This is a genomic window from Rhizobium tibeticum, assembly GCF_900110205.1.
Lineage (GTDB): Bacteria > Pseudomonadota > Alphaproteobacteria > Rhizobiales > Rhizobiaceae > Rhizobium > Rhizobium tibeticum.
Window position 1 is genome coordinate 13,343 of record NZ_FOCV01000006.1, and the last position, 25,967, is coordinate 39,309.

At 59.4% G+C, this 25,967-nt stretch carries 25 protein-coding genes; 15 read left to right on the forward strand and 10 right to left on the reverse strand.

Annotated features, from left to right (window positions below; genetic code table 11):
* The first annotated feature begins 70 nt into the window (after positions 1-70).
* The 6 genes from BSG20_RS08380 (at position 71) to BSG20_RS08405 (ending at position 7,111) form a co-directional block, all read left to right on the forward strand.
* Positions 71-835 (forward strand): LamB/YcsF family protein, encoded by a 765-nt coding sequence (locus BSG20_RS08380; RefSeq protein WP_072373435.1) that lies wholly within the window; start codon positions 71-73, stop codon positions 833-835.
* Entirely contained in the window at positions 828-2,423 is a 1,596-nt protein-coding gene (locus BSG20_RS08385) for a 5-oxoprolinase subunit B/C family protein (protein ID WP_072373438.1), read from the forward strand. Before BSG20_RS08380 ends, BSG20_RS08385 begins: the two co-directional genes overlap by 8 nt.
* Positions 2,420-4,129 carry an acetyl/propionyl/methylcrotonyl-CoA carboxylase subunit alpha gene (locus BSG20_RS08390; protein ID WP_072373441.1) on the forward strand — a complete coding sequence of 570 codons (1,710 nt, stop codon included), beginning with the start codon at positions 2,420-2,422 and terminating at the stop codon, positions 4,127-4,129. The genes BSG20_RS08385 and BSG20_RS08390 overlap by 4 nt, the downstream gene beginning before the upstream one ends.
* Positions 4,130-4,182: 53 nt before the next feature.
* Positions 4,183-5,049 carry an urea carboxylase-associated family protein gene (locus tag BSG20_RS08395; protein ID WP_072373444.1) on the forward strand — a complete coding sequence of 289 codons (867 nt, stop codon included), beginning with the start codon at positions 4,183-4,185 and terminating at the stop codon, positions 5,047-5,049.
* 486 nt (positions 5,050-5,535) lie between these two features.
* Positions 5,536-5,871, forward strand: coding sequence for a helix-turn-helix domain-containing protein (locus BSG20_RS08400; RefSeq protein ID WP_072373446.1), 336 nt, complete (start codon positions 5,536-5,538; stop codon positions 5,869-5,871).
* Positions 5,864-7,111, forward strand: coding sequence for a type II toxin-antitoxin system HipA family toxin (locus tag BSG20_RS08405; protein WP_072373449.1), 1,248 nt, complete (start codon positions 5,864-5,866; stop codon positions 7,109-7,111). Before BSG20_RS08400 ends, BSG20_RS08405 begins: the two co-directional genes overlap by 8 nt.
* A gap of 222 nt (positions 7,112-7,333) precedes the next feature.
* Here the strand turns inward: BSG20_RS08405 and BSG20_RS08410 are convergent, their stop codons facing one another.
* Positions 7,334-8,446, reverse strand: a complete 1,113-nt coding sequence (locus BSG20_RS08410) for an NUDIX domain-containing protein (protein ID WP_072373452.1) — start codon at positions 8,444-8,446, stop codon at positions 7,334-7,336.
* Between the two features lie 256 nt (positions 8,447-8,702).
* Positions 8,703-9,473, reverse strand: coding sequence for an IS6 family transposase (locus BSG20_RS08415; RefSeq protein WP_072373455.1), 771 nt, complete (start codon positions 9,471-9,473; stop codon positions 8,703-8,705).
* Positions 9,474-9,688: 215 nt separating this feature from the next.
* Between BSG20_RS08415 and BSG20_RS35530 the strand changes: the two genes are divergently transcribed.
* On the forward strand, positions 9,689-10,045 hold the full coding sequence (locus BSG20_RS35530) for a hypothetical protein (RefSeq protein WP_143147468.1): 357 nt from the start codon (positions 9,689-9,691) through the stop codon (positions 10,043-10,045).
* Between the two features lie 164 nt (positions 10,046-10,209).
* Here the strand turns inward: BSG20_RS35530 and BSG20_RS36370 are convergent, their stop codons facing one another.
* On the reverse strand, positions 10,210-10,545 hold the full coding sequence (locus BSG20_RS36370; protein ID WP_167371553.1) for a hypothetical protein: 336 nt from the start codon (positions 10,543-10,545) through the stop codon (positions 10,210-10,212).
* Between the two features lie 1,012 nt (positions 10,546-11,557).
* On the opposite strand from BSG20_RS36370, the gene BSG20_RS08435 reads away from it, so the two are divergent.
* Entirely contained in the window at positions 11,558-12,151 is a 594-nt protein-coding gene (locus tag BSG20_RS08435; protein WP_244541285.1) for a DUF6088 family protein, read from the forward strand.
* A complete protein-coding gene (locus BSG20_RS08440) occupies positions 12,141-13,085 on the forward strand; it encodes a nucleotidyl transferase AbiEii/AbiGii toxin family protein (RefSeq protein ID WP_072373458.1) in 945 nt (314 codons plus the stop codon). Before BSG20_RS08435 ends, BSG20_RS08440 begins: the two co-directional genes overlap by 11 nt.
* A 238-nt stretch (positions 13,086-13,323) precedes the next feature.
* Here BSG20_RS08440 and BSG20_RS08445 read toward each other — a convergent pair whose 3' ends face one another.
* The 6 genes from BSG20_RS08445 to BSG20_RS08470 all read right to left on the reverse strand — a co-directional run bounded on the left by BSG20_RS08445 (position 13,324) and on the right by BSG20_RS08470 (position 20,830).
* Entirely contained in the window at positions 13,324-14,313 is a 990-nt protein-coding gene (locus BSG20_RS08445; protein ID WP_072373461.1) for a Bug family tripartite tricarboxylate transporter substrate binding protein, read from the reverse strand.
* A 58-nt stretch (positions 14,314-14,371) separates the two neighbouring features.
* Positions 14,372-15,877 (reverse strand): tripartite tricarboxylate transporter permease, encoded by a 1,506-nt coding sequence (locus BSG20_RS08450; protein ID WP_072373465.1) that lies wholly within the window; start codon positions 15,875-15,877, stop codon positions 14,372-14,374.
* Between the two features lie 9 nt (positions 15,878-15,886).
* Positions 15,887-16,348, reverse strand: a complete 462-nt coding sequence (locus BSG20_RS08455; protein ID WP_072373468.1) for a tripartite tricarboxylate transporter TctB family protein — start codon at positions 16,346-16,348, stop codon at positions 15,887-15,889.
* Between the two features lie 142 nt (positions 16,349-16,490).
* Positions 16,491-17,474 (reverse strand): tripartite tricarboxylate transporter substrate-binding protein, encoded by a 984-nt coding sequence (locus tag BSG20_RS08460; protein WP_072373471.1) that lies wholly within the window; start codon positions 17,472-17,474, stop codon positions 16,491-16,493.
* 183 nt (positions 17,475-17,657) lie between these two features.
* A complete protein-coding gene (locus tag BSG20_RS08465; RefSeq protein ID WP_072373474.1) occupies positions 17,658-19,004 on the reverse strand; it encodes a sigma-54-dependent transcriptional regulator in 1,347 nt (448 codons plus the stop codon).
* Complete coding sequence (locus tag BSG20_RS08470) at positions 19,001-20,830, reverse strand: sensor histidine kinase (RefSeq protein ID WP_072373476.1); 1,830 nt, start codon at positions 20,828-20,830, stop codon at positions 19,001-19,003. Before BSG20_RS08470 ends, BSG20_RS08465 begins: the two co-directional genes overlap by 4 nt.
* 279 nt (positions 20,831-21,109) lie before the next feature.
* Between BSG20_RS08470 and BSG20_RS08475 the strand changes: the two genes are divergently transcribed.
* A complete protein-coding gene (locus tag BSG20_RS08475) occupies positions 21,110-21,322 on the forward strand; it encodes a hypothetical protein (protein WP_072373478.1) in 213 nt (70 codons plus the stop codon).
* Between the two features lie 55 nt (positions 21,323-21,377).
* Here BSG20_RS08475 and BSG20_RS08480 read toward each other — a convergent pair whose 3' ends face one another.
* A complete protein-coding gene (locus tag BSG20_RS08480) occupies positions 21,378-21,659 on the reverse strand; it encodes a hypothetical protein (RefSeq protein ID WP_072373480.1) in 282 nt (93 codons plus the stop codon).
* Positions 21,660-22,005: 346 nt separating this feature from the next.
* Here BSG20_RS08480 and BSG20_RS08490 point away from each other — a divergent pair, with 346 nt between their 5' ends.
* The 5 genes from BSG20_RS08490 to BSG20_RS08510 all read left to right on the forward strand — a co-directional run bounded on the left by BSG20_RS08490 (position 22,006) and on the right by BSG20_RS08510 (position 25,960).
* Positions 22,006-22,275, forward strand: coding sequence for an acylphosphatase (locus BSG20_RS08490; RefSeq protein ID WP_072373486.1), 270 nt, complete (start codon positions 22,006-22,008; stop codon positions 22,273-22,275).
* Between the two features lie 158 nt (positions 22,276-22,433).
* Positions 22,434-23,084 (forward strand): Rieske 2Fe-2S domain-containing protein, encoded by a 651-nt coding sequence (locus tag BSG20_RS08495; protein WP_072373489.1) that lies wholly within the window; start codon positions 22,434-22,436, stop codon positions 23,082-23,084.
* Entirely contained in the window at positions 23,084-23,923 is an 840-nt protein-coding gene (locus BSG20_RS08500; protein ID WP_072373492.1) for an aromatic ring-hydroxylating oxygenase subunit alpha, read from the forward strand. The genes BSG20_RS08495 and BSG20_RS08500 overlap by 1 nt, the downstream gene beginning before the upstream one ends.
* Complete coding sequence (locus BSG20_RS08505; protein ID WP_072373495.1) at positions 23,920-24,579, forward strand: glutathione S-transferase family protein; 660 nt, start codon at positions 23,920-23,922, stop codon at positions 24,577-24,579. Before BSG20_RS08500 ends, BSG20_RS08505 begins: the two co-directional genes overlap by 4 nt.
* A 1-nt stretch (position 24,580) precedes the next feature.
* Positions 24,581-25,960, forward strand: a complete 1,380-nt coding sequence (locus BSG20_RS08510) for an amidohydrolase (RefSeq protein WP_072373498.1) — start codon at positions 24,581-24,583, stop codon at positions 25,958-25,960.
* Positions 25,961-25,967 lie beyond the last annotated feature (7 nt).

Consider the following 25,967-nt stretch of genomic DNA (forward strand, 5'->3'; position numbering starts at 1 on the left):
ATACATATTGTTGAACAATATTACTTATGTTATTCTACAATCGTAACCATTCAGGCGGACAAAATACGACATGGCCTATATCGACCTCAATAGCGATCTCGGTGAAAGTTTCGGGCCTTGGTCTATGGGCGACGATGTATCGATGCTGTCGATCGTCACCAGCGCCAACATAGCCTGCGGCTTCCACGCCGGCGATCCGGCCGCCATTCTTGGGGTCTTGAAGGAGGCGGCACGACGAAGTGTTTCGGTTGGGGCACATGTCGGTTATCGCGACCTGGTCGGCTTTGGCCGGCGCAACATGGATCCGTCCAGCGAAGAGCTCATTGGCGACACCATCTATCAGATCGGCGCACTGCAAGGGCTTGCCAAAGTGGCCCGTACGAGGGTGCGCTACGTAAAGCCGCATGGCGCGCTTTATAATACGATCGCCAATGACGCTCGGCAGGCAGCCGATGTGATCGCGGCCATCCAAGCCGTCGATTCGTCACTTATTCTAATGGCGCTTGCCGGCGCTCCCGTTGTCGCGCAAGCCCGCTCCTCGGGACTGACGGTTATTTGCGAGGCCTTTGCCGATCGCGCCTACAATGCCGACGGCAGCCTTGTAAACAGGCGACTGCCGGGCGCCGTCATCCATGATCCTGAGGTTGTGGCAGCGCGGATGTTGCGTCTCGTCACCGAGGGCCTCATAACCGCAATCGACGGTACGGAGATTGAGCTGGAGGCGCAATCGATCTGCGTCCATGGCGACACGCCGGCGGCCGTTTCGATCGCTCGAACGGTGCGGGACACGCTGGTCGTTGGCGGTATCGAGCTGAAGAGTTTCACCGATGGCTGAACGACTGCGCTTCCTGCCCGCTGGCAGCGACGCCTTCCTTATCGAACTCGATGACCTGGAGACGACGTTGACGCTGTTCGACGTCCTAGGGGTCGCGCGGCCCGAGGGCGTGATCGACCTTGTGCCAGCCGCCCGCACGATTCTGGTGCGTTTCGACCCGCACGCCACCGCTCGCGCCACGTTGGTTGAAGCGATCTCCAGTCTCGACCTTTCCGTTCGCAGCACCAGACAAGGCGAAACCCTCGAGATACCGGTTACCTACGACGGTGAGGACTTGGACGATGTTGCAGCTTTTCTCGGCTGGACGGTGGAGGAGTTGATCCGCCGCCACACGGAGGCGACCTATACCGTTGCCTTCACGGGCTTCGCGCCAGGCTTCGCCTACATGTCCTGCGACGATCCTGCCTTCGACATACCGCGTCGCAAGACTCCGCGTATGCGCATCCCGGCAGGCTCCGTCGCGCTCGGCGGCAAGTTTGGCGGTATTTATCCCTCTGACAGCCCCGGCGGGTGGCAGCTTCTCGGACGCACGCCATTGAAGATGTGGGATACGCGCCGGCCCCGTGCGGCGCTGCTTGCCCCCGGCGACCGGGTATGCTTCCGCGACATAGCCAAAGGAGCGACGGTTCCAGTTTCCACAATGCCGGACGAAACAACGGAGACAACAGGCAGTCGGGCGGGTCTCTTGGTGATCCGAGCCGACCGCCCTGCTCTCTATCAGGATCTTGGTCGTCGCGGCCAGGCAGGCCAAGGGGTGGCTGAATCCGGTGCGCTTGATCGCGCAAGCCTCATCGAAGCCAATCTCTGTGTCGGCAATCCACGCAGTGCCGCGGCCATCGAGATCGCTTATGGCGGATTTGCCCTTAAGGCGGATCGGCCGGTGACGCTTGCGCTCACAGGTGCGCCAGCGCCGGTGGCGATCGTTACCGTCGACGGGCGCAGGCTCAAGGCACCGTTCTACCAAGCTGTAGCCCTAGACGCCGGCGACGAGTTGACGCTTGAATATCCACCGGAAGGCACACGCAGCTATCTGGCGCTGCGCGGAGGGTTCGCCGTCGAGACGCTTGTCGCCTCGGCGGCAACAGACACTTTGGCGAAGGTAGGACCTGCGCCGATCATTGCAGGTGATATTCTCGTGCCGGCGAACGAGCCGGTCTCCGCCGTCAATCCACATCGACCCTCGCCGAGAAAGCTACCGAGAGCTGGTGATACCGTGAGGCTCGATGTGGTGCTCGGGCCTCGCACGGACTGGTTCAAGCAAGACGCGCTTGCATTGCTGCTCTCTCAGGAATGGCAGGTAACGGCACAATCAAGCCGTGTGGGCGCCCGACTTGCAGGAGCCCGGCCATTGGAAAAGTTGGACGCCACTGAACTCCCGTCTGAAGGCACACCGATCGGCTCCATCCAGGTACCCCACAACGGCCAGCCGGTGCTCTTCCTTGCCGACCATCCGCTGACTGGCGGCTATCCGGTGATCGGCGTCGTCGCACGCCATCATCTCGACCTCGCGGGCCAAATACCAATCGGCGCGAACATCCGCTTCGACGCAGTCACCGCTTTCGACCCGCTTATCAGGGAGACCCGATGAAGAACCTTCTGATCGCCAATCGCAGCGAAGTCGCCATTCGTATCGCGCGCGCGGCCCGTGACTATGGCATCGCCTCAGTTGCAGTTTATTCCGATGCCGATGCTGGTTCGCTCCATGTCGAATTTGCCGACGAAGCCTATGGTCTGGGCGCAGGTCGCCCGGCTGATACCTATCTGAATATTGCAAAGATCCTGGATACCGCCCGCAAGGCGGGCGCAGATGCCATTCACCCTGGCTATGGTTTCCTATCGGAGCGTGCCGAGTTTGCGCAGGCAGTCATCGATGCCGGCCTCACCTGGGTTGGTCCCGCACCGCATATCATTGCCGCGCTTGGCGACAAGGTCGAAGCGCGGCGGATCGCGGCCAAGGTTGGCGCGCCGCTGGTGAAGGGTTCGGATGGGCCGCTTGCCTCGGCGGCAGAGGCCATCGCCTTCGCAAAGCAGGTCGGCTTGCCGCTCGCAATCAAGGCTGCCTTTGGTGGTGGCGGCCGCGGAATGAAAGTCGCGAGAACCATGGAAGAAGTCGGCGAGCTTTTCGAATCCGCCGTGCGTGAGGCGACCGAAGCCTTCGGTCGAGGAGAATGCTATGCGGAGCAGTTCCTTGACAAGCCGCGCCACATCGAGGCGCAGGTCATTGCCGACAACCACGGAAACACCGTCGTTCTGGGAACGCGGGATTGCTCGCTGCAGCGGCGCAATCAAAAGCTCGTCGAGGAAGCCCCTGCTCCGTTCATTACCGAGGATCAGCGCACGTGCATCCATGACGCCGCAAAAGCGATCTGTATCGAAGCCGGCTACACCGGCGCCGGTACCGTAGAGTTCCTGCTGTCCGAGAACGATGTCATTTCCTTCCTCGAGGTTAACACACGCCTTCAGGTCGAACACCCGGTAACTGAGGAGACTACCGGCATTGACATCGTCATCGAGCAGTTGCGCATTGCGGACGGCCTGCCGCTTTCGCTAAAGGAGACGCCGGCACCGCGTGGGCACGCCTTCGAGTTTCGCATCAATGCCGAAGATCCCGGCCGCGGCTTCCTGCCAACCCCGGGCCTGATCACGCGCTTCCGCGCGCCATCCGGTCCCGGCATACGGCTCGACTCCGGCGTCGAAACCGGCTCAGAGATTCCTGGCCTCTATGATTCCATGATGGCCAAACTAATCGTCACCGGCAAGACGCGCGAGGACGCGCTGATCCGAGCCCGGCGGGCCCTTGCCGAGTTCCAGATTGAAGGCGTTGCCTCAGTGTTACCGTTCCATCGGGCGATGCTCAACGAGCGCGACTTCACCGGTGAAGAGGGCTTCCAGGTGCATACAAACTGGATCGAGACTGCGTTCCGGGGCGTCGAGCCTGCTCCGCGCGTTGACCCGGTCGAGGGAGGCGTCATTCGCAGCTTCATCGAGGTCGATGGCAAGCGCCACACGCTCGGCTTGCCGACCATACTCTTTTCCGGACTTACAGCACCGAAGGCGACGGTCGCTCCAATCGCAGCCGCAACACTGAGCGCGGTGACCGCGCCAGTTCCAGGCACTCTTCAGAAATGGCTAGTGGAGAACCAGGTGGAGGTTGCAGAAGGCGATGCAGTCGCCCTCATCGAGGCCATGAAGATGGAGACGCGTGTACTCGCGCCGAAATCGGGTCGCATCAGCATCAAGGCAGAAGCCGGGGCGATGGTCTTGCTCGGTGCTGAGCTAGCAACGATCGATTGACAATCTGAGCAATACCGCAAGCTCAGCACTCCTTGACTAAACGGAGAATCCACATGAAGCCCGATCCGATCACCTCAGCGCCGACGGACGCCGCTGCGCGCAAGGCAATCAAGCCGGTGATCTGTTACCCGACCGACACTCTGCCGCGCCCCGATCTTTCCGCCTACCGTGCGCTGCGCGATGGTTTGGAGTTGATCGAGACCGTCGTCGTACCGCCGCGGGACGCAGCAACCTGGGAGGTGCCGGCGGGGCACTTCTGTCGAATTGTTTGCAGCGAGGGTGCCCAGGTCGGTGACCTTAATCTGTTCAACCTCAGCAATTTAAGCGAACGTTTCTATAGTGGCAAAACCCGTGCGCTGAACGGAACGCATGTGGGTCTTGGCGATCAGCTCTTCTCTAACCTCCCCTATCTGCGCCCCATCGCCACGATCACCCACGATACGCTCGACTGGTACGGCTTCGACGAGTTCGGGGGCTCTGTGCACGACGTGATCGGCACGCGCTGCGATCCCTACACCCACAATCTCCTGACCAATGGCGGCCAATATCATCATTGCTGTCATTCGAACCTCACGCGGGCCCTCGCCAAGAGGACCGGCATGCCGCTAAGCGAGGCTGAAACGCATGTCCACGACGTACTGAACGTCTTCATGTGCACCGGCTTCACGCGCGATACGGGGCAGTATTTCATGAAGGCAAGCCCTGTGCGGCCCGGAGACTATCTGGAATTCTTTGCCGAAATCGACCTGCTCGGCTGCATGTCAGCCTGCCCGGGCGGGGACTGCTCGGCAGAGCACTCTTCCGATGCGGCATCGTGCTATCCGATGATCGTCGAGATCTACAAGGCCAACTTGGCTAAGGGATGGAAGCCACCCGCTGTAAACGGCTACGACCGGAGCCACGGCTTGAAGCAGAGGTGAACGCGCGGTAGCGAAGCATAAACTTCGGTTCGGACGATTGGAGCGATGAGGACGGGTCTCGCGGCTATCGCCCAACGTCAGAACCTGAACGTGCCCGGTGGCGGAATATTGCGCCTTTTCGTCCGGCTAGAAGTCATTGCTCAACGGGAAAGGCGGCTTTATTCCGCCTCCCCTTCGTCGGCAAGACCGCCAAAAAACAACCCTTTTGAAGTCATTGGCTTTTTTGGCTAACTTCCCAAATCTATGGTTCTCACCATCTATCGCCGATCACGGACGGGCGCTGCTGAGCTCAGCCGCTTAGGTTGTGCCGCCGATCCCGCGCCAACGCGCTCTAGTTGAGGCGTTGTCGCGCCAAACTAAACCGTCGGAATCAATGCCACACTAGTGGCACGACGAAGCAATTTGACCTGGCCCCCTGAACGTCCTCTGGAATAATTGTAAGCTTCGTGATACATATCCGGCCAATCTGTAGTGCGAAGGTGGCAAATGCCAACACCTCATAATCCTCCGGCCGCTGTGCGGCGTGCGCTGCGCAAGCTGGGCGCAGACATACACGACGCTCGTCGACGTCGCCGCCTGCCTATGGCTGTAGTGGCCGAACGCGCCTTTACCTCACGCTCAACGCTTCAGAAGATCGAAGCCGGCGACACCAACGTCAGCATCGGAATCTATGCTGGCGTCCTCCAGGCACTCGGCCTGCTAGATGGGCTGAGCCAAGTCGCCGACATCAGTAACGACAGCTTCGGGCAGTCTCTGGCCAGTGCGGAACTACCTAAGCACGCTCACCCGAAGCGATCGCCGGGATCGTCACGGGATGGCTGATTTTGAAGTTCATCTCGACCTTCACGGCCGCACACGTCCGATCGGACTGACGCGGAGCAATCGCGTCCGTGGCGCCGAGACGATCATGTTTGAGTATGACCGGGCCTGGCTCGAGGACCCCGACCGCTTCTCGCTAGAGCCCGCTCTAGCTCTGACCCGGGGAGCCTTCGCGCCACCCGCCGGCCTCGCAACTTTTGGCTCCATTGGCGACTCTGCACCCGATACCTGGGGCCGACGCCTCATGCAACGCTCGGAGCGGCGTACGGCTGAGCGCGACCGCCGGGCCGTGCGCACTCTGGCCGAAAGCGACTATCTGCTTGGCGTCGCCGACGAGACACGGCTCGGCGCGCTCCGCTTTCGCTGGGTCGGCGAAGAGCAGTTCCGAGCCCCGATCCGCGCGGGTGTCCCCGCCCTCATTGAGCTCGGCCGCCTGCTGCAGATCACCGAACGTATTCTGCGCGATGAGGAAACTGACGAAGACCTCCAACTTATCTTCGCGCCTGGTTCGTCGCTTGGGGGAGCACGCCCGAAGGCCTCTGTCATCGATCTGCATGGCCATCTCTCGATTGCCAAGTTTCCCAAGGAAACCGACGACTACAGCATGGAGACATGGGAGGAGATTGCTCTGCGACTGGCTGAACAAGCCGGCATTGTCACGCCCCTCCACGAACTCATCGACGTCGCCGGAAAGAAGGTCATGCTCTCGCGTCGCTTCGACCGCGATGGTGCCGTCCGGATCCCCTTTTTGTCTGCGATGGCGATGATGGGCGCAAAGGACAGCGAACGCGGCAGCTACCCGGAGATCGTAGACGCCCTGGCCGAACACGGCGCGCACGGAAAAACCGATGCCCACGCGCTTTTTCGCCGCGTCGCCTTCAATGTACTGATTTCCAACGTCGACGACCACCTGCGAAATCACGGCTTTCTGTGGCTCGGCAAAGCCGGTTGGTCGTTGTCCCCTGCCTATGACCTCAATCCAGTGCCTACCGACGTCAAAGCGCGCGTCCTGACGACCAACATCGATCTTGATGAAGGCACCTGCTCGCTTGATCTGCTGGAAGAAGCTGCCGGGTTCTTCGCCCTCACGCTCGCCCAGGCTCGAGCGATCATCAAGGAAGTCGCGACCTCCACCGCGACGTGGCGCGAGACCGCAAAAGCGGTCGGTGCGCGGTCGGCCGAGATCAACCGCATGGCCAGTGCGTTCGAGCACGATGATTTGCAGCGAGCGCTAGCCCGATGACCAGAACCCTCCTCCACAGTTTCGATCCGCCCTCGGCCAGCCCGTTCCCCTTGTTCTGTCATCCGTGAACATCGCAGACAGAGCGGGATACCCGCGATTTCGCGCGTACTCTCTAATCTAATTCGGGCTTCTTGTGAGCCAAGACCATCTCCTTCCTTGACTTGTTTCATCTGGTTGAAAACGCCGATAATGATGACTGGGGCGCCCTCATCAAAGAATGACCTAGGGCCTTAAGTCACACGCCATCTTGTCGGCCTTGTCTAGCAAAGTCTTGGTTTCCTGCATCGCCGCCTCCTTCGCGGACTCCAGATCGAGCCAGCTCTTAGGGCGTTTCTCGGGGGCGGCGCCTTCCTCGACGACCTCCATGAGAAAGACGCGCACCTGCATATCGGGGCCCGTCGGAGATGTCATCTTGACGATGTCGAGCGGTTTCACCACTCGCGCCCATGTTCCGGTCTCCTCCCGCACCTCCCTGATGGCCGTAAACTCAGTCTGCTCGCCGGCTTCGATGTGGCCTTTTGGGAGCACCAGCTTCGAGGGGTTGTCGGTCGCCCCGACCAGCAGATACTCGCGGCCGAATTTGCCTTTCCTGAAGACGATGCCCCCGGCATGGGTCAGCCCGTCCGGCCTGGCTGCCGGCGCCAGCTTACTATTCAGTCCCTCTTTCGTGATCACCAGCCAGTATGCTTGCTGGGTTGCTTTGAATCTCTGTTCGACGTAGCGGTACAGGGCGAGCACACACAGCACGGCCGCTATCACTGCACGCGTCCGGTCTTCCCTGAAAGCGTAGATCAGTCCGAAGATGGCAAGCGCTACCACGAAGCTGCGGAAGAACTTCGAGTCGGCTTCGAACCGCTGCACCTGGGCGGGGCCTTCCGGACTTTCGAGCGCCAGCCGTGCCTTGCACCACTGAAACGCGTTAATCGTGTTCTCGGCAGAGAGCTTCTGAAGGCCCGCTGTCTTCAATTGTTCTGCCTTCGCGACCGCTGCATCAGGGTTGCGGCCGAACAGCAGACGGGTGGGTACCAGCCTGCGCAAGAGCTTCGGAGAAAGCCTTTCTCCCTTAAATAGCCTTTTCGTTTGGGCGAGATCGGTCAACTTCCGCGTTCGATCGTCGACCCATTCGTCCAGCATGGCGCCGATCAGAAAGATGAAATGGCCGAGGAAATAGCTGACGAACAGGAAAACGCCCCACCCGACTTCGTTGGTTTCCGGGAACAGGGTGGAGTCATCGGGAACAAGTTCCCGTCCGAGATACGCGACGAACATTCCCGGCAGGATGATCGAGAAGAATTCGACCAGCCCAATGAAAAACTTCTGCGGTTCGAAGTTCATTGCCCACCCCTGTCGTAACCACGTTCTCGCAGGTAGCAAATATATTACACGTTGCTAATGTGAGCGAACTGTTTGCAGTGGCAATCACTTAGTCCAGAGCTTCATCGCTTAGGTATCTTGGCGGGGCGATTCTTTGCAGACGACGCCAACACGTCACTGATTCAAGAGCCGACAGTTCGGCGAATACATGATAAAGGGCTCTGTTGCAAATTTCCATTTTGGTCATAATGGCCATGGCCGTTGGTTGGGACGTCGATTACCTGGCAGCCCCGCGGTTCTCGAGACTCTGAGCGAGCAGTGCTACTGCCTCCGTCAGCACGCTTGGTCCGATGCCGAAGGCACGTTCAACAATGCGTGCTTCTCCACGGATGTCGCCCGTTAGGTTGAAAATCGCAGCCTGTCCTTTGCGCAAAGCGCGCATGACCTCGAAACCTTTGATCGTCGCATAGGCCGTTTTCAGTGTCTTGAACCCTCTCACCGGTTTGATCAGTTGCTTCAGCTTGCCGTGATCGGCCTCAACGACGTTGTTCAGATATTTGACCTGTCGGTGCACGAGTTCTACGGGACATTTGCTTTCGGCCTTCAATTGCGCAATGGCGATGCCATAAGTCGGGGCCTTGTCGGTGTTGATGACAGTTGGCTTTTCCCAGTCCTTCAGGCCATTCAAAGCCTTGCCGAGAAAGCGTTTGGCCGCTTTGGCATTGCGGGTCGGGGACAGATAAAAATCGATCGTCTTGCCGAATTTGTCGACGGCCCGGTAAAGATACGTCCATTGTCCACGGACTTTCACATAGGTTTCATCAACGCGCCAACTCGTTGACTGCGGCCGGCGCCAGTGCCAGCGTAACCGCTTTTCAATCTCCGGCGCATATCTCTGAACCCAACGATAAATCGTGGAATGGTCGACTGGCACACCTCGTTCGCCCATTTGCTCAAGGTCACGGTAGCTGACCCCATAGCGGCAATACCATCGCACCGCCCACAAAATCACTTCACCCTGAAAATGACGCCACTTGAAATCGCTCATCAATAGTCTCGCTGAAAATCTTCGGCGCTCTTTCCGACATCAACGGGATTTTTGCAACAGAGCCCAATCTACTGCTTGCAATACGGCCTGTGACGATACCGTCTGCGTAATCGATATCGGCAACTTCTCATTGTGCAAGTATCATTACAAGCTTCCGCCGATCCCGCCCCTCCGGTCACGAGGTTCAACCCAACCAGCCAACTTAGTGTTCTCATATGCAATCCTTCGCCCCCGGGACGACCAATGCCGCCGGAGTGCAATTCGAGATCGGCATTATCGAGGCAGCGTCGACTTATTGCATGCTTACCCCATGGCATGGTGAAAAGCTTTTGACCGCTTCTGTGAAGGGCTTCGGAAGAGGCTATCGTCGCCTGTCGACCCAAACCCGCCACACATTCCATGATCCAAAAGGACCATGCCACACATTCTATGACCCAGAAGAAAATGAGTGGGTTGCGGAGGTGAAACAGCGTCGAGCGAAGTTTCAGCTGCTTGACCCAAGAGCCGACGTTGGCGGACTTCGTGGTCTGGCGCGTTGGTTGGCTTCTAGGTTCGGCGCTTATCAAATTTGATTTGACTCCTACACCTACATACTAATTGGTCAGCGTTGGGCGGAGGTAAACTCCCCGGGAAAACGAGCTTCGTATGTTCAGAGTCCGTTATCCGAAAGGAGGACGCCTTGCCTAGATCATCGTTGTTCCTGTCGCTAGCGCTGTCTGTCGGCCTGTCCGTCACATCAATATCCTTGCCGACCGAAGCCAGCGCACAGACCCATATTTCCATCAGCGTTGGTACCAATCTCAATAGAGGCCGAGGGATTAGCTGTAGTCAGGGGGAGAGGCTGCTCCGCAACCGCGGATTTAGGGATGTCAGGCGGATCGACTGCCGTGGTCGTTTCTTCGTTTATCGTGCCTGGAGGGGCAGTAGCCGGTTCGAGATTGCCATACGGCAGCGCGATGGCCGCGTTGTAGATATGCGCCGCATCAGTGGAAGGCGATAGCGCGAAGAAAATGAGATTGGCGATCTCTACGCGATAAGTGATGCTTGCCCGGTTTTGGCGCATTTCAGCCACGTTCGTCGTCAGCGCTCGGCCCGAAGCGGTCACCCCTAGACTTCGGCATGTCCGCGATCTACTTTGATGCTTGGTGAGCCTGACATTGCATCAGGTCTCAGCCCCTCGCATCGCCTGCCGCAAGAATTGCGGTTCGGACCTGCGCTTCAGCCCTCACATTGCGGGCTGGGCTCGCTTCAGCGAGGTCCGCGCCCAATCACTGTCCCTACCGAACGATTCCCGTGCACCGGTACGTCGTGGAATGGTGACGGCATGGGGGATCGCGCCCGACCGAGATCGGGATCAGGCAGCGGTAGCGCGGGTCAACGACCAGATGTTCCCACATCGGGTTTGTGAGGTCCGCGACCAGCCCAATCCGGCCGGGCGTTTCCCCGTCCAGGCGCATTCCCTGGTGTGGCGCGGGAAGCCCCAGGGCATAGATTTGAGTAGACGACGACCATCTCTCTCGAAAACGATCAGACCCGGTCTCCCCTCGACTGTCTCGGTCTCGGTCGGCAGACTGATCGTTGGCGGATCGTCAACACCAAAATGCGCGGCGATCTCGTCGATCGTTCGGGCGACTGCGAAAAGCCTGGACATGGGTTCGCCTCACTGAAAATTCGCGCCAGACTGTTATGGCACAGAACATCGTTGGGGTCGCATCCGCCGATCTGCAGACCCTCACGTTCGGACGCTTCAAAGGACTTGGGTTCGACCGCGTCGTCATCTATCCCACGCAGGAGATGGTAGCCTGGCTTAAAGATGCGCGGCGCGCGTTAGAAACCCACGCGCGCCAAACTTTACGTTGCCCTCACATGCGCCCGGCATGTGGTGGCCGTAGTGCATGACCTCACCGAGGGTAGGGAAATTCCCGGTTTTTTCGGTCTTTCAATAGCAGAATCCTGCCAAATTTCTTTGAAGAATTCTTAAGAAAATCATAATTATGTTCCAAATTTTTCTTGATCAAAATTGCATGAAATTTGGAACAAATTGCATTCACCTTTATATTTTAGTATGGTAGGTTGCAGGAGCCATGGTCATGACGAAGTTACAGGAACTCAAAAGACATCTGCGATCCGGCAAGGTCTACCGGCGGGAGGACCTCGCGCAATGGTCGTCATCGGTCGATCGGCACCTGCAACATCTCCTTGCTGAAGGATACCTGACCAAACTATCGACCGGTGTGTATCACCGGCCGAAGCAGACGGCGTTCGGGAAGGCCCCGGCCGAAGATAACGCCCTCGTCGAGGCTTTCCTAAAAGACGACCGCTATCTCGTCACTTCGCCCAATGCCTATAACAGCTTGGGTGTCGGAGCGACGCAGCTCTATAACAAGACGGTCGTTTACAACCATAAGCGCCACGGCAACTTCACACTTGGCGGGCGAGAGTTCGAGTTCCGCAAGAAACCGGCGTTCCCCAAAACCCTGACCAAGGAGTTTTTGCTGGTCGACCTAGTCAATAATCTCGACCATCTGGCCGAGGACCGTGAACAGGTACTGGCCCGCGTGAAAGAGCGTGCGCTACAGGGCAACCGCAGCGCCCTCAACCGTGCCGCCAAGGAATACGGTATGGTGCGCACACGGAAGTTCTTCAACGGACTCGCAGCAGATACGCATGCCGGTTGATTTCCTGCATAACCATAAGGATTTCGCATCCCTGCTGCGCATCGTCGCCGAGGAGATGAAGGTGCAACCCGTGCTGGTTGAGAAGGACTATTGGATCATGCACTGCCTTTATGGCCTGCAGCAGCAGGGCATGGCGTTCGAGCTGAAAGGGGGCACATCGCTCTCCAAAGGATACCGGATCATCAACCGCTTCTCGGAGGATATCGATATCCGCATCGAGCCTCCGGCTGCGATGGATGTCAAAACCGGCTCCAATCATGATAAGCCCGCCCACCGGGAAAGCCGCAGGGCATTCTATGATTGGCTGGCTGCGACGATTACGATCGACGGCATTCAAAGCATCGAGCGCGATCCGGGATTCGACAACGAGAGCTATCGCAGCGGAGGCATCCGCCTCTATTATCCTGAGACGACCGGTACGAAATCGGTGCTCAAAGACGGCGTGCTGCTGGAGGCCGGATTCGATACGGTTGCTCCCAATATCGACAAGGACATCAGTTCCTGGGCTTACGATTTTGCGTCATCGCGCGTCGAGCTGATCGACAATCGCGCGCTGGCCGTGCCCTGCTACGAACCCGGCTACACCTTGGTGGAAAAGCTCCAGACCATTTCCACGAAATATCGCAAGCAGCAGGAAACCGGGCAGTTCCCCGCCAATTTCCTCCGGCACTGTTGCGATGTCTACTGCCTGCTGGACCAACCGGACGTGCAAGCGTTCATCGGCACGGAAGCCTATCTCACCCATAAGGCCCGGCGCTTTCCGAAGCTCGACAATCCGGATATCGCCAATAATCCGGCGTTCAGCCTTTCCGACCCCGAGATATTCGCTCTCTACGAAAGCGCTTATGAACGGACCGCGCCGCTCTATTATCACGGCAGGCCCAGCCTGAAGGAGATCCTCGCGCGCATCCGTTCATACGCAGATCTCCTCTAGCGATCCATGCAGTCCGACTGACCTTCCGCCAGACCTCATGGTCTAAGCGTCGGCGGCAAGCCTTCGGTGTGCGTGATGCGGTTTTGGCGACGCGACAAATGTCGATCACCACTGCGATTGGAAAGCGGCGGCGTCTAGGTTAGCCGGTCAATGGCTCCGCTGCTCGCGCTTACCAAAGAGCCACGATCGGTCCCGCTCGCTGCATCCGCACGAGAACTCGTCAGGGATTTGGCAGTGCCTATTCGAGTTCAATCTTGGCGTCGCGCACGACAGGTGTCCACTTGGCGATCTCCGCCTTTACATGTGCGCCGAGCTGCTCCGGCGTCGAACCCACGACAACGGCACTGAATTCGGCCATTTTCTTGCTAACTCCCGGATCAGCGAGCGCCTTGTTGGCCGCAAGGTTCAGACGAGCAACGACATCCGCCGGGGTGCCGGCGGGAGCAAACAGCGCGTTCCAGGTATAGGTTTCGTAGCCGGGAACGGTCTCGGCAACCGTCGGCACATCGGGGAAGGACGGTGCGCGCTGCTTGGTGGTGACCGCAAGTGCACGCAGCGTGCCGCTCTTGATGTGGCCGGACGACGACGGCAGGTTGTCGAACATGATCGGCACCTGATTGCCAAGAACATCGTTCAAGGCCGGGCCCGAGCCCTTATAGGGGATATGTTCCATGTCCACCCCAGCCATTGCCTTGAAGAGCTCTCCGGAAAGATGCAGCGGCGTGCCGTTGCCGGACGAGGCATAGCTGTAAGTGCCTGGATTGGCCTTGAGGAGTGCGACCAGTTCGGGAAGTGTTTTGACCGGCAGTGCGGGATTGACGACGAGAACATTCGGAACCAAAACCAGTAACGAGATTGGGGCGAAATCCTTTTCGGGGTCGTAGGGGGTCGACTTCAGAATCAACGGATTGAGCGCATGGGTCGCAACCGTCCCCATCAGGATCGTATAACCATCCGGATCGGCCCGCGCGACATTGTCGGCGCCAAGATTGCCACCGGCACCTGCCACATTCTGCACGATCACCTGCTGGCCGAGATCCTCGGACATCTTCTGCGCGAGAATGCGGGCAACCACGTCGGTCGATCCACCGGCCGCAAATGGCACGACCATGGTAACCTGCCGATCAGGAAAATCCGCCGCAAGCGATGGTGATCCAGCCACCAGCGTCGCTGCCAAAGAAAGGCCTGCAGCAAGCGTGCCTCGCCGCGTCAGGGTCAGTTTCGTCATCCTATTTCCTCCTCGTTTGCAGTCTGTTTTGTCAGCGCGATGCAATGGTCCGGTTTGCTCAGTCTTCTTCCTGGAAGACCTCCTCGCGCTTGGCTTTTACCGACGGCAAGAACACGACCAGCAGGACAGCGAGCGCAATCAGAAGCAGGATGGCACTGATTGGACGCGTCACGAACGTCATTGGATCGCCGCGGGAGAGGATCATGGCGCGCCTCAGGTTTTCTTCGAGAAGCGGCCCCAGCACGAAGCCAAGAAGCAACGGTGCCGGCTCGCAGCGCAGCTTGACCAGCAGATAGCCCGCCAGCCCGAAAAACGCGACGGCGTATAGGTCGTAAACGTTGGTGTTGACGCTGTAGACCCCGATAGAACAGAAGGCCATGATGATCGGAAAAAGCACGTAGTAAGGAATAGTCAGCAATTTCACCCAAAGGCCGATCAGGGGCAGATTGAGGACAACCAGCATCAGATTGCCGATCCACATCGAGGCGATGATGCCCCAGAACAGCGCCGGCTGCTCGATCGCCACGTTCGGACCTGGCACAATCCCCTGGATGATCATGGCGCCCACCATCAGCGCCATCACCGGATTGGCCGGAATTCCCAGCGTCAAAAGCGGAATGAACGAGGTCTGGGCACCGGCGTTGTTGGCCGATTCCGGTCCCGCAACACCGGCAATCGCCCCGTGACCGAACTCCTGCGGACGGTCGGAGATACGCTTTTCCACCGTATAGGAAGCAAACGCGGCAAGGATGGCACCGCCACCTGGCAGGATGCCAAGTGCCGACCCGATCGCCGTGCCGCGCAGCACCGGTGCGATCATCCGCCGGAAGTCCTCGCGCGTCGGCCACAGATCGCTGACCTTGGCCATCAATACCGTGCGGGTCTTCTCGCCCTCCAGATTGCGCAGGATTTCGGCAACACCGAACACGCCAACGGCGACGGCAACGAAATTCAGGCCATCGGCATATTCGCGAATGCCAAGGGTAAAGCGCGGCGTTCCCGTGTAGATATCCGTCCCGACCAATCCGAGCAGCAGGCCGAGCGCCACCATGGCAAGCGCCTTGACGATCGAGCCATGCGCAAGGGCGACCGAGGAAACCAGCCCGACGATCATCAGCGAGAAGTACTCGGCGGCACCGAATTTAAGGGCAAGCGCGGTCAGAGGGATTGCGAAGATCGCCACAAGAAAGGTCGAGACGGTGCCGGCAAAGAACGAGCCGAGTGCTGCAATCGACAGAGCCGCCCCGGCTCTGCCGCGACGGGCCATCTGATACCCGTCGATGGCAGTCACCGCCGAGGAAGATTCGCCCGGCATGTTGATGAGGATGGCCGTGGTCGAGCCGCCGTACTGGGCGCCATAGTAGATGCCGGCAAGCATGATCAGCGAGGAAACCGGCTCGAGCTGGAACGTGATTGGCAACAGCATCGCGATGGTCGCGGTCGCTCCGATCCCCGGCAGGACGCCGATCAAGGTGCCAAGCAGCACGCCGATCAGGCAGAAGAGAAGGTTTTCGGGCGAGGCAGCGGTGCTGAAGCCAAGCGCGAGATTACTGATGAGATCCATCGACGCCTCCTAGAACCGGACCCAAGGGCCGAAGCGCTCGAATGGCAAGCCAAGCGCGTAGCTGAAAACGGCGACCGAGAAGAGGGTTATTGCAGCTGCAAGTATGATCGCCAGCGGCACCTTCATCCGTGAGGAAGCGAAAGCTGCGATAAGCGCCACGACGAACAGCGACGGCACGAAACCGAGACCGCGCACCGTCAATCCAAAGACGATGGGTGCTGGCAGGATGAAGGCCATTCCGCGCAACGCGATCGGGCCAAGCGGTTCACCCTGGACCCTTGTCGCCTGGATCAGCACGATCAAGCCAAGAAATGTCAGGACGACAGCAAGCAGCAGCGGAAAATAGCCCGGGCCCATGCGCAGCGCAGTGCCGAGTTCAAGGTTCAGACATTGATAAATGAAGAAACAGCCGATCCCGATGAAGAGCGCGCCGCAAAAGGCGTTGGTGCTGTCGAATGTCAATGGTTTCATATCTCCCCCCATGGCGGTTGCCGTTGCGTTACCGCTGTCACGGCACGCAAAATCCAGACGTTGCCGCACAAACAGCAAGGGCGGCCAAGTGCGGCCGCGACAGCGCCGCCCGAAACGCATTCCGGGCGGCAACCGACGGTACTTAGTCGGCGTACTGGCCCGCCGCCTCGATCACCGGCTTCCAGCGGCCAATCTCGGTTTCGAGCTTGGCCTTGAGGGCCGCCGGTGTCGCGTCAGCTTCCGACGACGGCTCGGTGCCGAGTTCGGCAAAGCGGGCAACGACGTTTGGATCCTTGAGCGCAACCTGCAGCGATTTCGACAGCCGCTCGGTCACATCTGCCGGCGTGCCTTTTGGCGCATAAATCCCGTGCCAGATACCGACCTGGAAGTCGGCAAGACCGCCTTCGACGGCTGTCGGAACATCCGGCAGCACCTTCAGGCGTGCGGGCGAGGTGACGGCGTAAGCCTTGATCGTGCCGCCCTTGATCTGCTTGGTCGTGTTGGTGGTCTGATCGCACATGATGTCGACCTGGCCGCCGAGCAGGTCGGTCATTGCGGGGCCAGTGCCCTTGTAAGGAACCGTGGTCAACGGCGTTTGGATCGCGCTCATCAGCATCATGCCACACAGGTGGGACGCTGCGCCAATGCCCGCATTGGCAACGGTAACGCTATCCTTGTTGGCCTTGATGTATTCGACGAGGCCCTTGAGATCGGTCGGCTCGAAATCCTTGCGCGCAACGATGGTCATCGGCACGTCAGTCACGAGGCCCACATATTCGAAGGAGTTCAAAGTGTCATAGGCAAGCTTGCGGTAAAGCGTGGCGCTTGTCGCCATGCCGATATGATGCAACAGCACCGTATAGCCATCCGGGTCTGCCTGTGCGACGCGGCCTGCGCCAAGGGTGCCACCAGCCCCGCCGACATTTTCGACGACAATCTGCTGGCCGAGATCCTTCGACATCGACTCGGCCACGAGACGGGCCACAGTATCCGTCGGACCGCCGGCGGCGAACGGAACGACCATCGTGATGGTCCGTTCCGGGTAGGTTTGAGCGATTGCGGACGCGGACATGAACGAAACGGCAGCAACGGCCGTCATGCCGAACAAGGCGTTCAATATTTTCATTTCATCCTCCCAGTAACCGGCCGGAACGGCTCCCCCCGCCCCGGTCATCAATTGCTACTGTGGAGCGCTCAATGCGCCCGACAACCGCGCGAGGTGCTGCTTATCGCATTTTCCTGAAACATATAGCACAAGATGGGTAGGAAAGGGGACAAACGCGCGGAATCATGGGTAGATTTCCACCCATCACGCGTCGAGCTCGTCATCGCCCGCCCCTCCTTTCTCAAGCCCGTATTTCTGCATCTTCTCATAGAGCGTCTTTCGCGAAACGCCGAGCATCTCGTAGACCGGACGCAAGCTTCCACCGTGAGCGGCAAGCGCGCTGGCGATAAGGCCGCGCTCGTAAGCGGCAACCCTGTCGGCGAGCTTTTGGTTTTGCAAAGCCGCGTCCTCAGGCTGCAGGTCGAGACCGAGAACCAGTCGGTCGGCGGCGTTGCGCAATTCGCGCACATTGCCCGGCCAGCTTCGCGAGCCGATCTTTCCGATCGTCTCCGGCCGTACGTCCATGTCGCTGCGCCCGTAGCGGGCCGCCGCCTCTCGAACCAGCTGGAGAAACAACAGCGGAATATCGGCCTGTCGCTGCGCAAGCGAGGGCACGTGAATAGTCGCGACATTGAGACGGTAAAGGAGGTCAGGGCGAAAGCGCCCACGCGCCACTTCCGTCTCCAGATCGACCTTGCTCGTGGCGATGAAGCGCACGTCGAGCGATACGGGTTCGTTGGAGCCCAAACGGGTAATAATGCGCTCCTGCAGGACACGCAGGAATTTCGCCTGTAGATCGAACGGCATCGAACCGATTTCGTCGAGCAGGATCGTGCCGCCACGGCCATGCTCGAACTTGCCATATCGCGGTCGAAGGGCGCCGGGAAATGCGCCGGCTTCGTGTCCGAACAATTCACTCTCGATCAGGGTCTCGGGCAGTGCGGCGCAATTGATTGCGATGAACGGCTTGTCAGCCCGGGCACTGGTGTCGTGCAGCGCACGGGCGACGACTTCCTTGCCGGCGCCCGTCTCACCGATGATGAGAGTGTCGGCATCCGTGGCTGCAATGGCTCGCAGCCGATAACGCAGATCCACCATGGCCTGCGTGCGTCCCGGCAGACGAGCCTCGATGTCGTCGCGCTTGCCGGCCACCGCACGCAAACGCCTGTTCTCGAGAACCAGGCTGCGCCGATCCAGCGCGCGTCGGATGATGCCAACAAGGTGCTGTGCCGCGAACGGCTTTTCGACAAAGTCATAGACCCCGGCATGCATTGCGCTGACTGCGAGCTGCACGTCCGCATGTCCCGTCACCAGGATGACCGGTATCTCGGAATCCATCTCGCGTATGCGCTGCAAGAGCGTCATGCCATCCATGCCGGGCATCCGGATATCGCTAATCACCACGCCGTCGAAGCCATATCCGACACGTTCCAACACCGGTTCTGCATTGGCGAACGTAACGACGTCCAGCCCAAACAGGCTGAGTGCCTGGGCAGACGAGCGACGCATCTCCTCCTCATCGTCTATCAGAAGTATCCGGCTGCCGCTCATTCGGCCGCCTCGCTGATTGCCGGCGCAGCATCAAGCACGATACGGAATTCGGCTCCGCCATCCTGTGCATTGACAACCGAAAGGCTGCCGCCGAAATCCCTGATGATGTTGTAGGAGATCGACAAGCCGAGCCCGAGGCCGCGGCCAACGCCCTTCGTGCTGAAGAACGGATCGAAGATCCGATCGGCAATCGATGGGGGAACACCCGGCCCGTGGTCGCGGACAGTCAGGACCACTTTGGCCCCGTCGCTGGCGGCCACGACATGGATCCGCCTGTCGTCAAACCCCTCCACCGCATCAGCGGCATTGGTGATGATGTTGACAAGAACCTGCTGCAGGCGCACCGACCCTGCCTGCACGGCTGCAGATGGTTCGCCGAGATCGATAACGAGCGTCGCGTCCGCCACTTTCAGGCGTGCAGAAACGATTTCAAGAGTATCGGCCATTACGGCCGCAAGCGAAACTGGACCTATCTTCTCGTTCGGCTTGCGCGCGAAATTGCGCAGGTGCTTGCTGATCGACGCCATCCGGTCGATCAGAGCGGAGATGCGAGAAAGGTTGTCACGGGCCTCATCAACGCGATTGCGCGCAATCAGCATCGCGGCACTGTCCACATAGGTCTTGGCGGCAGCAAGCGGCTGGTTGAGTTCATGCGACAATGCCGCTGACATTTGCCCGAGGCCAGCAAGCTTTCCTGCCTGAATGAGGTCGGCCTGCGTCTGGCGGAGCTTGCGTTCCGTCAGCCGTCGCTCACCGATTTCCTCTTCGATGCGTTGATTGACACGTGCCAGATCAGCGGTTCGCTCCTCGACACGCTGCTCCAGCTCACTGCGAGCATCGATCTGCATGCGCATTCTCTCCTGCGCGCGTGCGCGACGCTGCAGCACGATCGCGACAACCAGCCCCGACAGACCGATGGAAAGCAGGACCGCAATGAGCATTGTGCGTGCCTGTGCATGCACGGAACTTGTGTCCATCAGGACACTGACGGTCCAGTCTGCGTCATCCATGTAGTGAGAAAGCGTCAGATATTCCCTCGTGGCGCCGACGTCGGCAATCGTGATCAGGCGATGACCACCCACGCGCTGCTCGCTAATCGGAAGCGGCTTTAAGACGGCTTCGGCATAGCGACGCGATGCCTGGGTGCGGTCAAGGCGCTCCCCTGTCAGGGGCAGAATGCCGGAATACAGCCACTCCGGGCTGCCGGTCATGAAAATAATGCCTTCCGGATCGGACACGAATATCTTGTACTCGCCGCCCTTCCACGACGCCTCGATCGAATCGATATCGACCTTGAAGACGATAACGCCGCGTATGGTTTCATTCACCCGGATTGGCGAGGCGAAGTAATAGCCTCGCTTCAGCGACGTGGTGCCGAGCGCGTAGAACCGCGCCTGACTGCCTTTTGCAGCATCCTGAAAGTAGGGCCGGTAGCTGAAATTCTCCCCCACGAAGCTCGTCGGGCCATCATGATTGCTTGCGGCGATGGTATCGCCATTCATCCTCATCACATAGATGTCGGATGATTCAAGCAGACTGTTGATCTCTTTCAGATAGGTGTTCGCTTTATCGCGCAGAGCCTGATTATCGGGATCACTCACGAGTTGCTTGATATCGTCGTGGTCGGCGATCAGCTCCGGGAGCGGTTCGTATCGGCTCAGATGCCCGGCAAGTGCCGAGACGGCAAGGCGCAAGGCCGAGCCGGCCTGCAATGAGGCCTCGTTCATATAGCTTCGCGTCGCCAATTCCCTGCCGGGAAAGATCGCAGCATAGCAAACGGCCAATAACAGGCAGAGCCCTACAAGGACACGAAATCGCTGCGTCACGAACGTGGGCTCCTCCCTTCCCTCGGCCCGCGGCTTTTTCCGGGCGCAGAGCAAGTCTAGAGTTCAAAGCCGCAGTTTCCAAGAGCGCACGTTAACAGCACAAGGCCGCTTAGACGCTCGGACGCGAGACGGTGGCAGATTGTGGGGGAATACCGCCCTTAAACGCAATCGTCGTGACGCGTTGACCGCGCCTCACTTCACCAGATGGTTACACGCGGTTTCATTCAGTGACGGAACGGCCCTTTGCAGCCGATCGTTTCCTTTTTGAAAGGAGACGTCATGAGCGAAGAATTGCTTGAAACATCGTACTCACCGGCCACATTGCAAAAACAATACTGCCTCGACAAGACAGAAGCACGAAGGCTGCTGACCAGTTTCGGGAGCTGCCAGCATGAAATGGACAGGCTGCTTGCGGCACGAGGCAGGACAAAATTGCATCGAAAGCGCGAAATTCACACCCCCATCTCGAGCGCTCCCTTCGGGATCGGATAGCCGTTGGTTCTGACGACGATCTCAGACGCCGAACGGCCCGGTGCACCTTAGCCCACTAATGCAAAGTGCTTTCAGACCGCGCTCGGTCCTCGAACGAAGCGACGAGCGAGATGCCGTGCTCGAGTAAAATGGTGGCCGCCTTCAGCTCTAGCGGTGAAAGGTCGCTGACCAGGCCGCGGATCGTTTTTGCAAGACAGGTCGAGTTGGCGGCATATGTGATGTCGCCGATTTCTCGCGCCTGCCCAGCGGTTTCTTCCAGCGCTTCGGCGACCAACGACATGATGTCGGAGCGTTCGCGCAGTGTCATTTCGTCAAGCGTCTTGCCAGGTTCCTGCATCGAGATCTCCCAAACGCGCACGACTGCGATGCGACCGTCCAGCCGCTACGCAATCTCTCTCATTGGCGGGTATCAACGGCGAGGATCGCCTCTCCCTCAAAATGGATATTGACATCTATCAAGACAAGGCGTGGCTTCCATGCAGCCCACACATGCCAAGACCGCTGCTCACAGAGACCGCCGCCGTCAATGCGAGAACCCTTCCTAAAGCAGCTGATCGTGACGAAATTTAGCAGTATGCACTTCGCCTCCAGATGACCCGGAACCGGTGACATCAGCATCATGGGGCTTTCGCAAGCTCATTTCGGCGCTATGCTATCACCAGACGGCAGCCCGCGAGACTTTCATGACCGAGCAACATCAAAGCCCATTGCAGGAACGGATGACGATCCTTGGTGATCTTGATGCCGCCTCCTTCATTCCATGGATTGAACGCCACGCGGCAAAGCTTGGGCTGTCGCAGGCCATATCTCATATGAGTGCCGATCGGATCGAACTGGAGGTCGTCGGGCCGACAGAACTGATCGACATGATGGAGATGGGCTGCTGTCTCGGGCCTATCGACGTCTGGGTCGAAACGATCCTTCGCACACCGGTCGACAGCGACGCAGACTGACCGTGCGCAGCCGCAGAATTATCCACTGCCCTTTATTTAATCAGCGTTGCCAATGCGAAATACTTATGCAAACCTGAAGGCTGCCTGGAGTAGGCCGCCCGCCTTTGGCGGCGCGTTTGCAACTGGCAAGCCATTGATAATATTTTGAAAGTTTAGCCATGCCACCCGATACGACGGACTGTTGGACGCCAGTCGCCCTTTCCGCGGATCTGCCGTCGGGAACGGTAATGCCGGCACGCACACCGGTCGGATCGATCGCGCTGTGGAGAAGCGAGGCAGGGCGTGCATCTGCATCGGCGGACCGATGTCCGCATCGTGGCATGCGCCTGTCCCACGGCTTTGTTCGCGGCGAGGCTTTGTCCTGCATCTATCACGGCTGGAGTTACGCACAGGCCGGACACTGTCTGCGCATTCCGGCCCATCCGGGCCTCATACCGCCGGAGACGATCCGCGTCGCAACACAACAGGTCGAGGAATCCGGCGGGGTGATCTGGGTAGCCGTTGGAGAGCCGGTCGACGAGCCACCGCGGTTTCAAGGCCTTCTCCCCCTGCGCTCGCTGACGGCTGATGCCGGCATTGCCGCCATTGAAGCCGCAGCCGGCGAAAAGAGGAGCGCCGACGGCCTTCTAAGGATCGCGCGGCATTCGAAAGAGACGTGGCTCTTGCTTCTCGCACAGGCGCAGTCCGAGACGCTCATTCATGTTCTTGTCAATGACGATGCCACGCCTTGCGAACGCATCTTGGCGTCCCACTCCGCCGAGACCGTGCGGCGCATGGCGGAAGATTTCGAAACAAAAGGGATCGCGTGATGGCACAGGGAGCGATGCTCGACGAGTGGTATCCGGTCGGTCTTTTCAGCCAGCTCCACGACAAGGCGTACAAGACCGTTTTGATGGGCGAACCGATCGAAGTCTCGCTCGACGACGGCGGCAGCGCTACAGTCACCTCAAGCGATCGGCGCGCGCTGCCCGTTTGCGTTCGCTATGGCCACGTCTGGTCCTCTCTCGGCGCCCCGCAAAAGGACTTGTTTTCGATCCCCGAGGCTGATCAGCCTGGTCGCCGATTTGTCGACGTTGGCGTCGTTCGCGTGCGGTGTTCGCCGCTTCGCGCCGTGGAGAACTTTCTCGACATCGCGCATTTTCCCTTCGTGCATACCGACATCTTAGGTGCGGAACCGCATACCGAGGTTCAGAACTATAAGGTCGAAATCCGCGAGGACGAGGTCTGGGCAACACAGGTGAAATTCTACCAGCCACAGGCTGCAAAATCGGCAAGCGGCGGCATCACGACGGAATACATGTATCGGGTACCGGCTCCGACCTGCTCGGTGCTTTATAAAACCTGCCCGCCGCGCCCCAGTGAATGGGACGTCATTACACTTTTCGTGCAGCCGCTTGCTGAGGATCTGTGCGACGTCTGGCCATGGATGGCGCTCTTTGACGATGTCACACCGATGACCGATCTCATCCACTTCCAGCAGACGATCTTCCTCCAGGACAGGTCGATCCTTGAAAACCAGATCCCGCGTCTTTTGCCACTCGACCCCGGCATGGAAATCCCGACGCGAGCCGACCTGACGTCGGTCGCTTACCGACGCTGGCTGAAACGCCACAACTACACCTATGGCGCACAGTTGGTGGCGCAATGAAGCTCTACGATTACATCCTTTCACCCAGCTGCTACAAAGTGCGTCTGATGGCGGCACTGACGGGCGTGAAGCTCGATCTCAGGCCGGTGGATTTTCATCCCGGCGCCGAGCATCGCGGGCTCGAGCTCATGGCGATTAACCCTGCAGGCTCCATACCGATCCTTAAAGACGGGGCGCTCATCCTGACCGAATCATCTTCGATGCTTGTCTATCTTGCGGCAAAGAGCGCTCCGGAGTGGCTCGGCGGCGGCACGGCCGAGGAAGCCGCCCGCGTGCAGCAATGGCTTTCCTTTTCGCACCGGCTGACGGCAAGTCTTGGCGGCGCGCGTCTGCATGAGATGTTGCTCCGGCCCGGGGATATTGCCGTCCTCCAGGCACAGGGCATCGCGGCGCTACGCGAGTTGGAAGCGGGGCTCGTCGAACAGAAGCTGCGCGGCATGCCGTTTCTCGCATCACACCATGCGACAGTCGCCGATATCGCCTGCTTCCCCTACGTGGCGCTCGCGCCGGACGGTGGCGTTTCACTCGATCCCTATCCCGCGATCCGCCTCTGGTCGCGCGCAATCCGCGCGCTTGACTCCTTCATCGAGATGCCGGGCATCCACCGGTTGCACGAGCTGAAGCCCGAACCTCAGATCGGGTCGGGCGAGGAGTGACATGGCCGGATATCTCCTGAAGAACTGCGCGGCTGTGATCGTTGACGAGGGCAAGGGCCCGACAGTCCAACGCAATGTCGACATTCTGACAAACGGCCGGGCGATCCAGGCCATCGGCGAAGATCTTGGCCAAAGCGAGCTGCCGGTCGGAACAATCGTGGAAGATGCCACCGGCTGGTTCGTCTACCCGGGGCTCGTCAACACCCACCATCACTTCTTCCAGTGCTTCGTGCGCAATCGCGCGGACCTCGACTGGACGAAGCTTTCAGTTATCGAGTGGCTTGACCGCATCTATCCGGTCTTCTCGCGGCTCAACGAGGATTGCTTCTACCACGCCTCGGTCACGGCGATGGCCGAGTTGATCAAGCATGGCTGCACCACGGCCTTTGACCACCAATATTGCTTCCCGCGACATGCCGGCAAACGGCTGATCGACCGCCAGTTCGAGGCAGCCGATCTTTTCGGGATGCGCTTTCACGCCGGTCGTGGCGGCAATACCTTGCCGAAGTCAAAGGGCTCGACCATTCCGGATCAGATGCTGGAAACGACGGACGAATTCATCGGTGATTGTGAGCGCCTTATCGACAGCTATCACGATGCGAGCCCCTTCAGCATGCGCCAGGTGGTGGTCGCCCCCTGCCAGCCGGTTAATTGCTACCGTGAGACCTTCGTCGAGTCGGTCGCGCTGGCACGCGATCGCGGCGTCCAGATGCACACGCATGTTGGCGAGGGCGAGAGCCCGGTCATTGCGGCGCGGCACGGAATGCGCACGGTCGACTATTGCGCGGAACTCGGCTTTGCCGGCCCAGATGCCTTCTATGCCCATTGCTGGGAACTGACACATGACGAACTGCGCAAAATGGCTGCAAGCGGCACCGGTGTTTCTCATTGCCCGGAGCCAGTCTATCTGGTTGGCGCAGAAGTGACGGATATCCCCGCCATGGCAGCGTTCGGCCTTCGGGTGGGGCTGGGCTGCGACGGAGCAGCCTCCAACGACAATTCAAATCTGATGCATTGCCTGCACTCAGCCTACATGCTGCAGTGCCTGGCGGCATCCACGCGCCTCCACCGGGTTCCGGCTCCGGTCGATTTCCTCGGCTATGCAACAACAGGCGGCGCTGCCCTGCTTGGGCGCAGCGACATCGGTCGACTTGCACCAGGTATGGCCGCTGATCTTTTTGCAATCGACACACGGCGCATGGACTATGTCGGCACACGCCACGATCCACTGAGCCTGATGGCCAAAGTCGGCATCGGCATGCCGACCGACTTGACCATGATCAACGGCCGTATCGTCTGGCAGAAAGGCGAATTCGCGGGCCTCGACGAAGCCCGGCTGTTTGCCGAGGCCGAGGCCGCTCTTTCGACTGTGGAATTTTAGGACACCA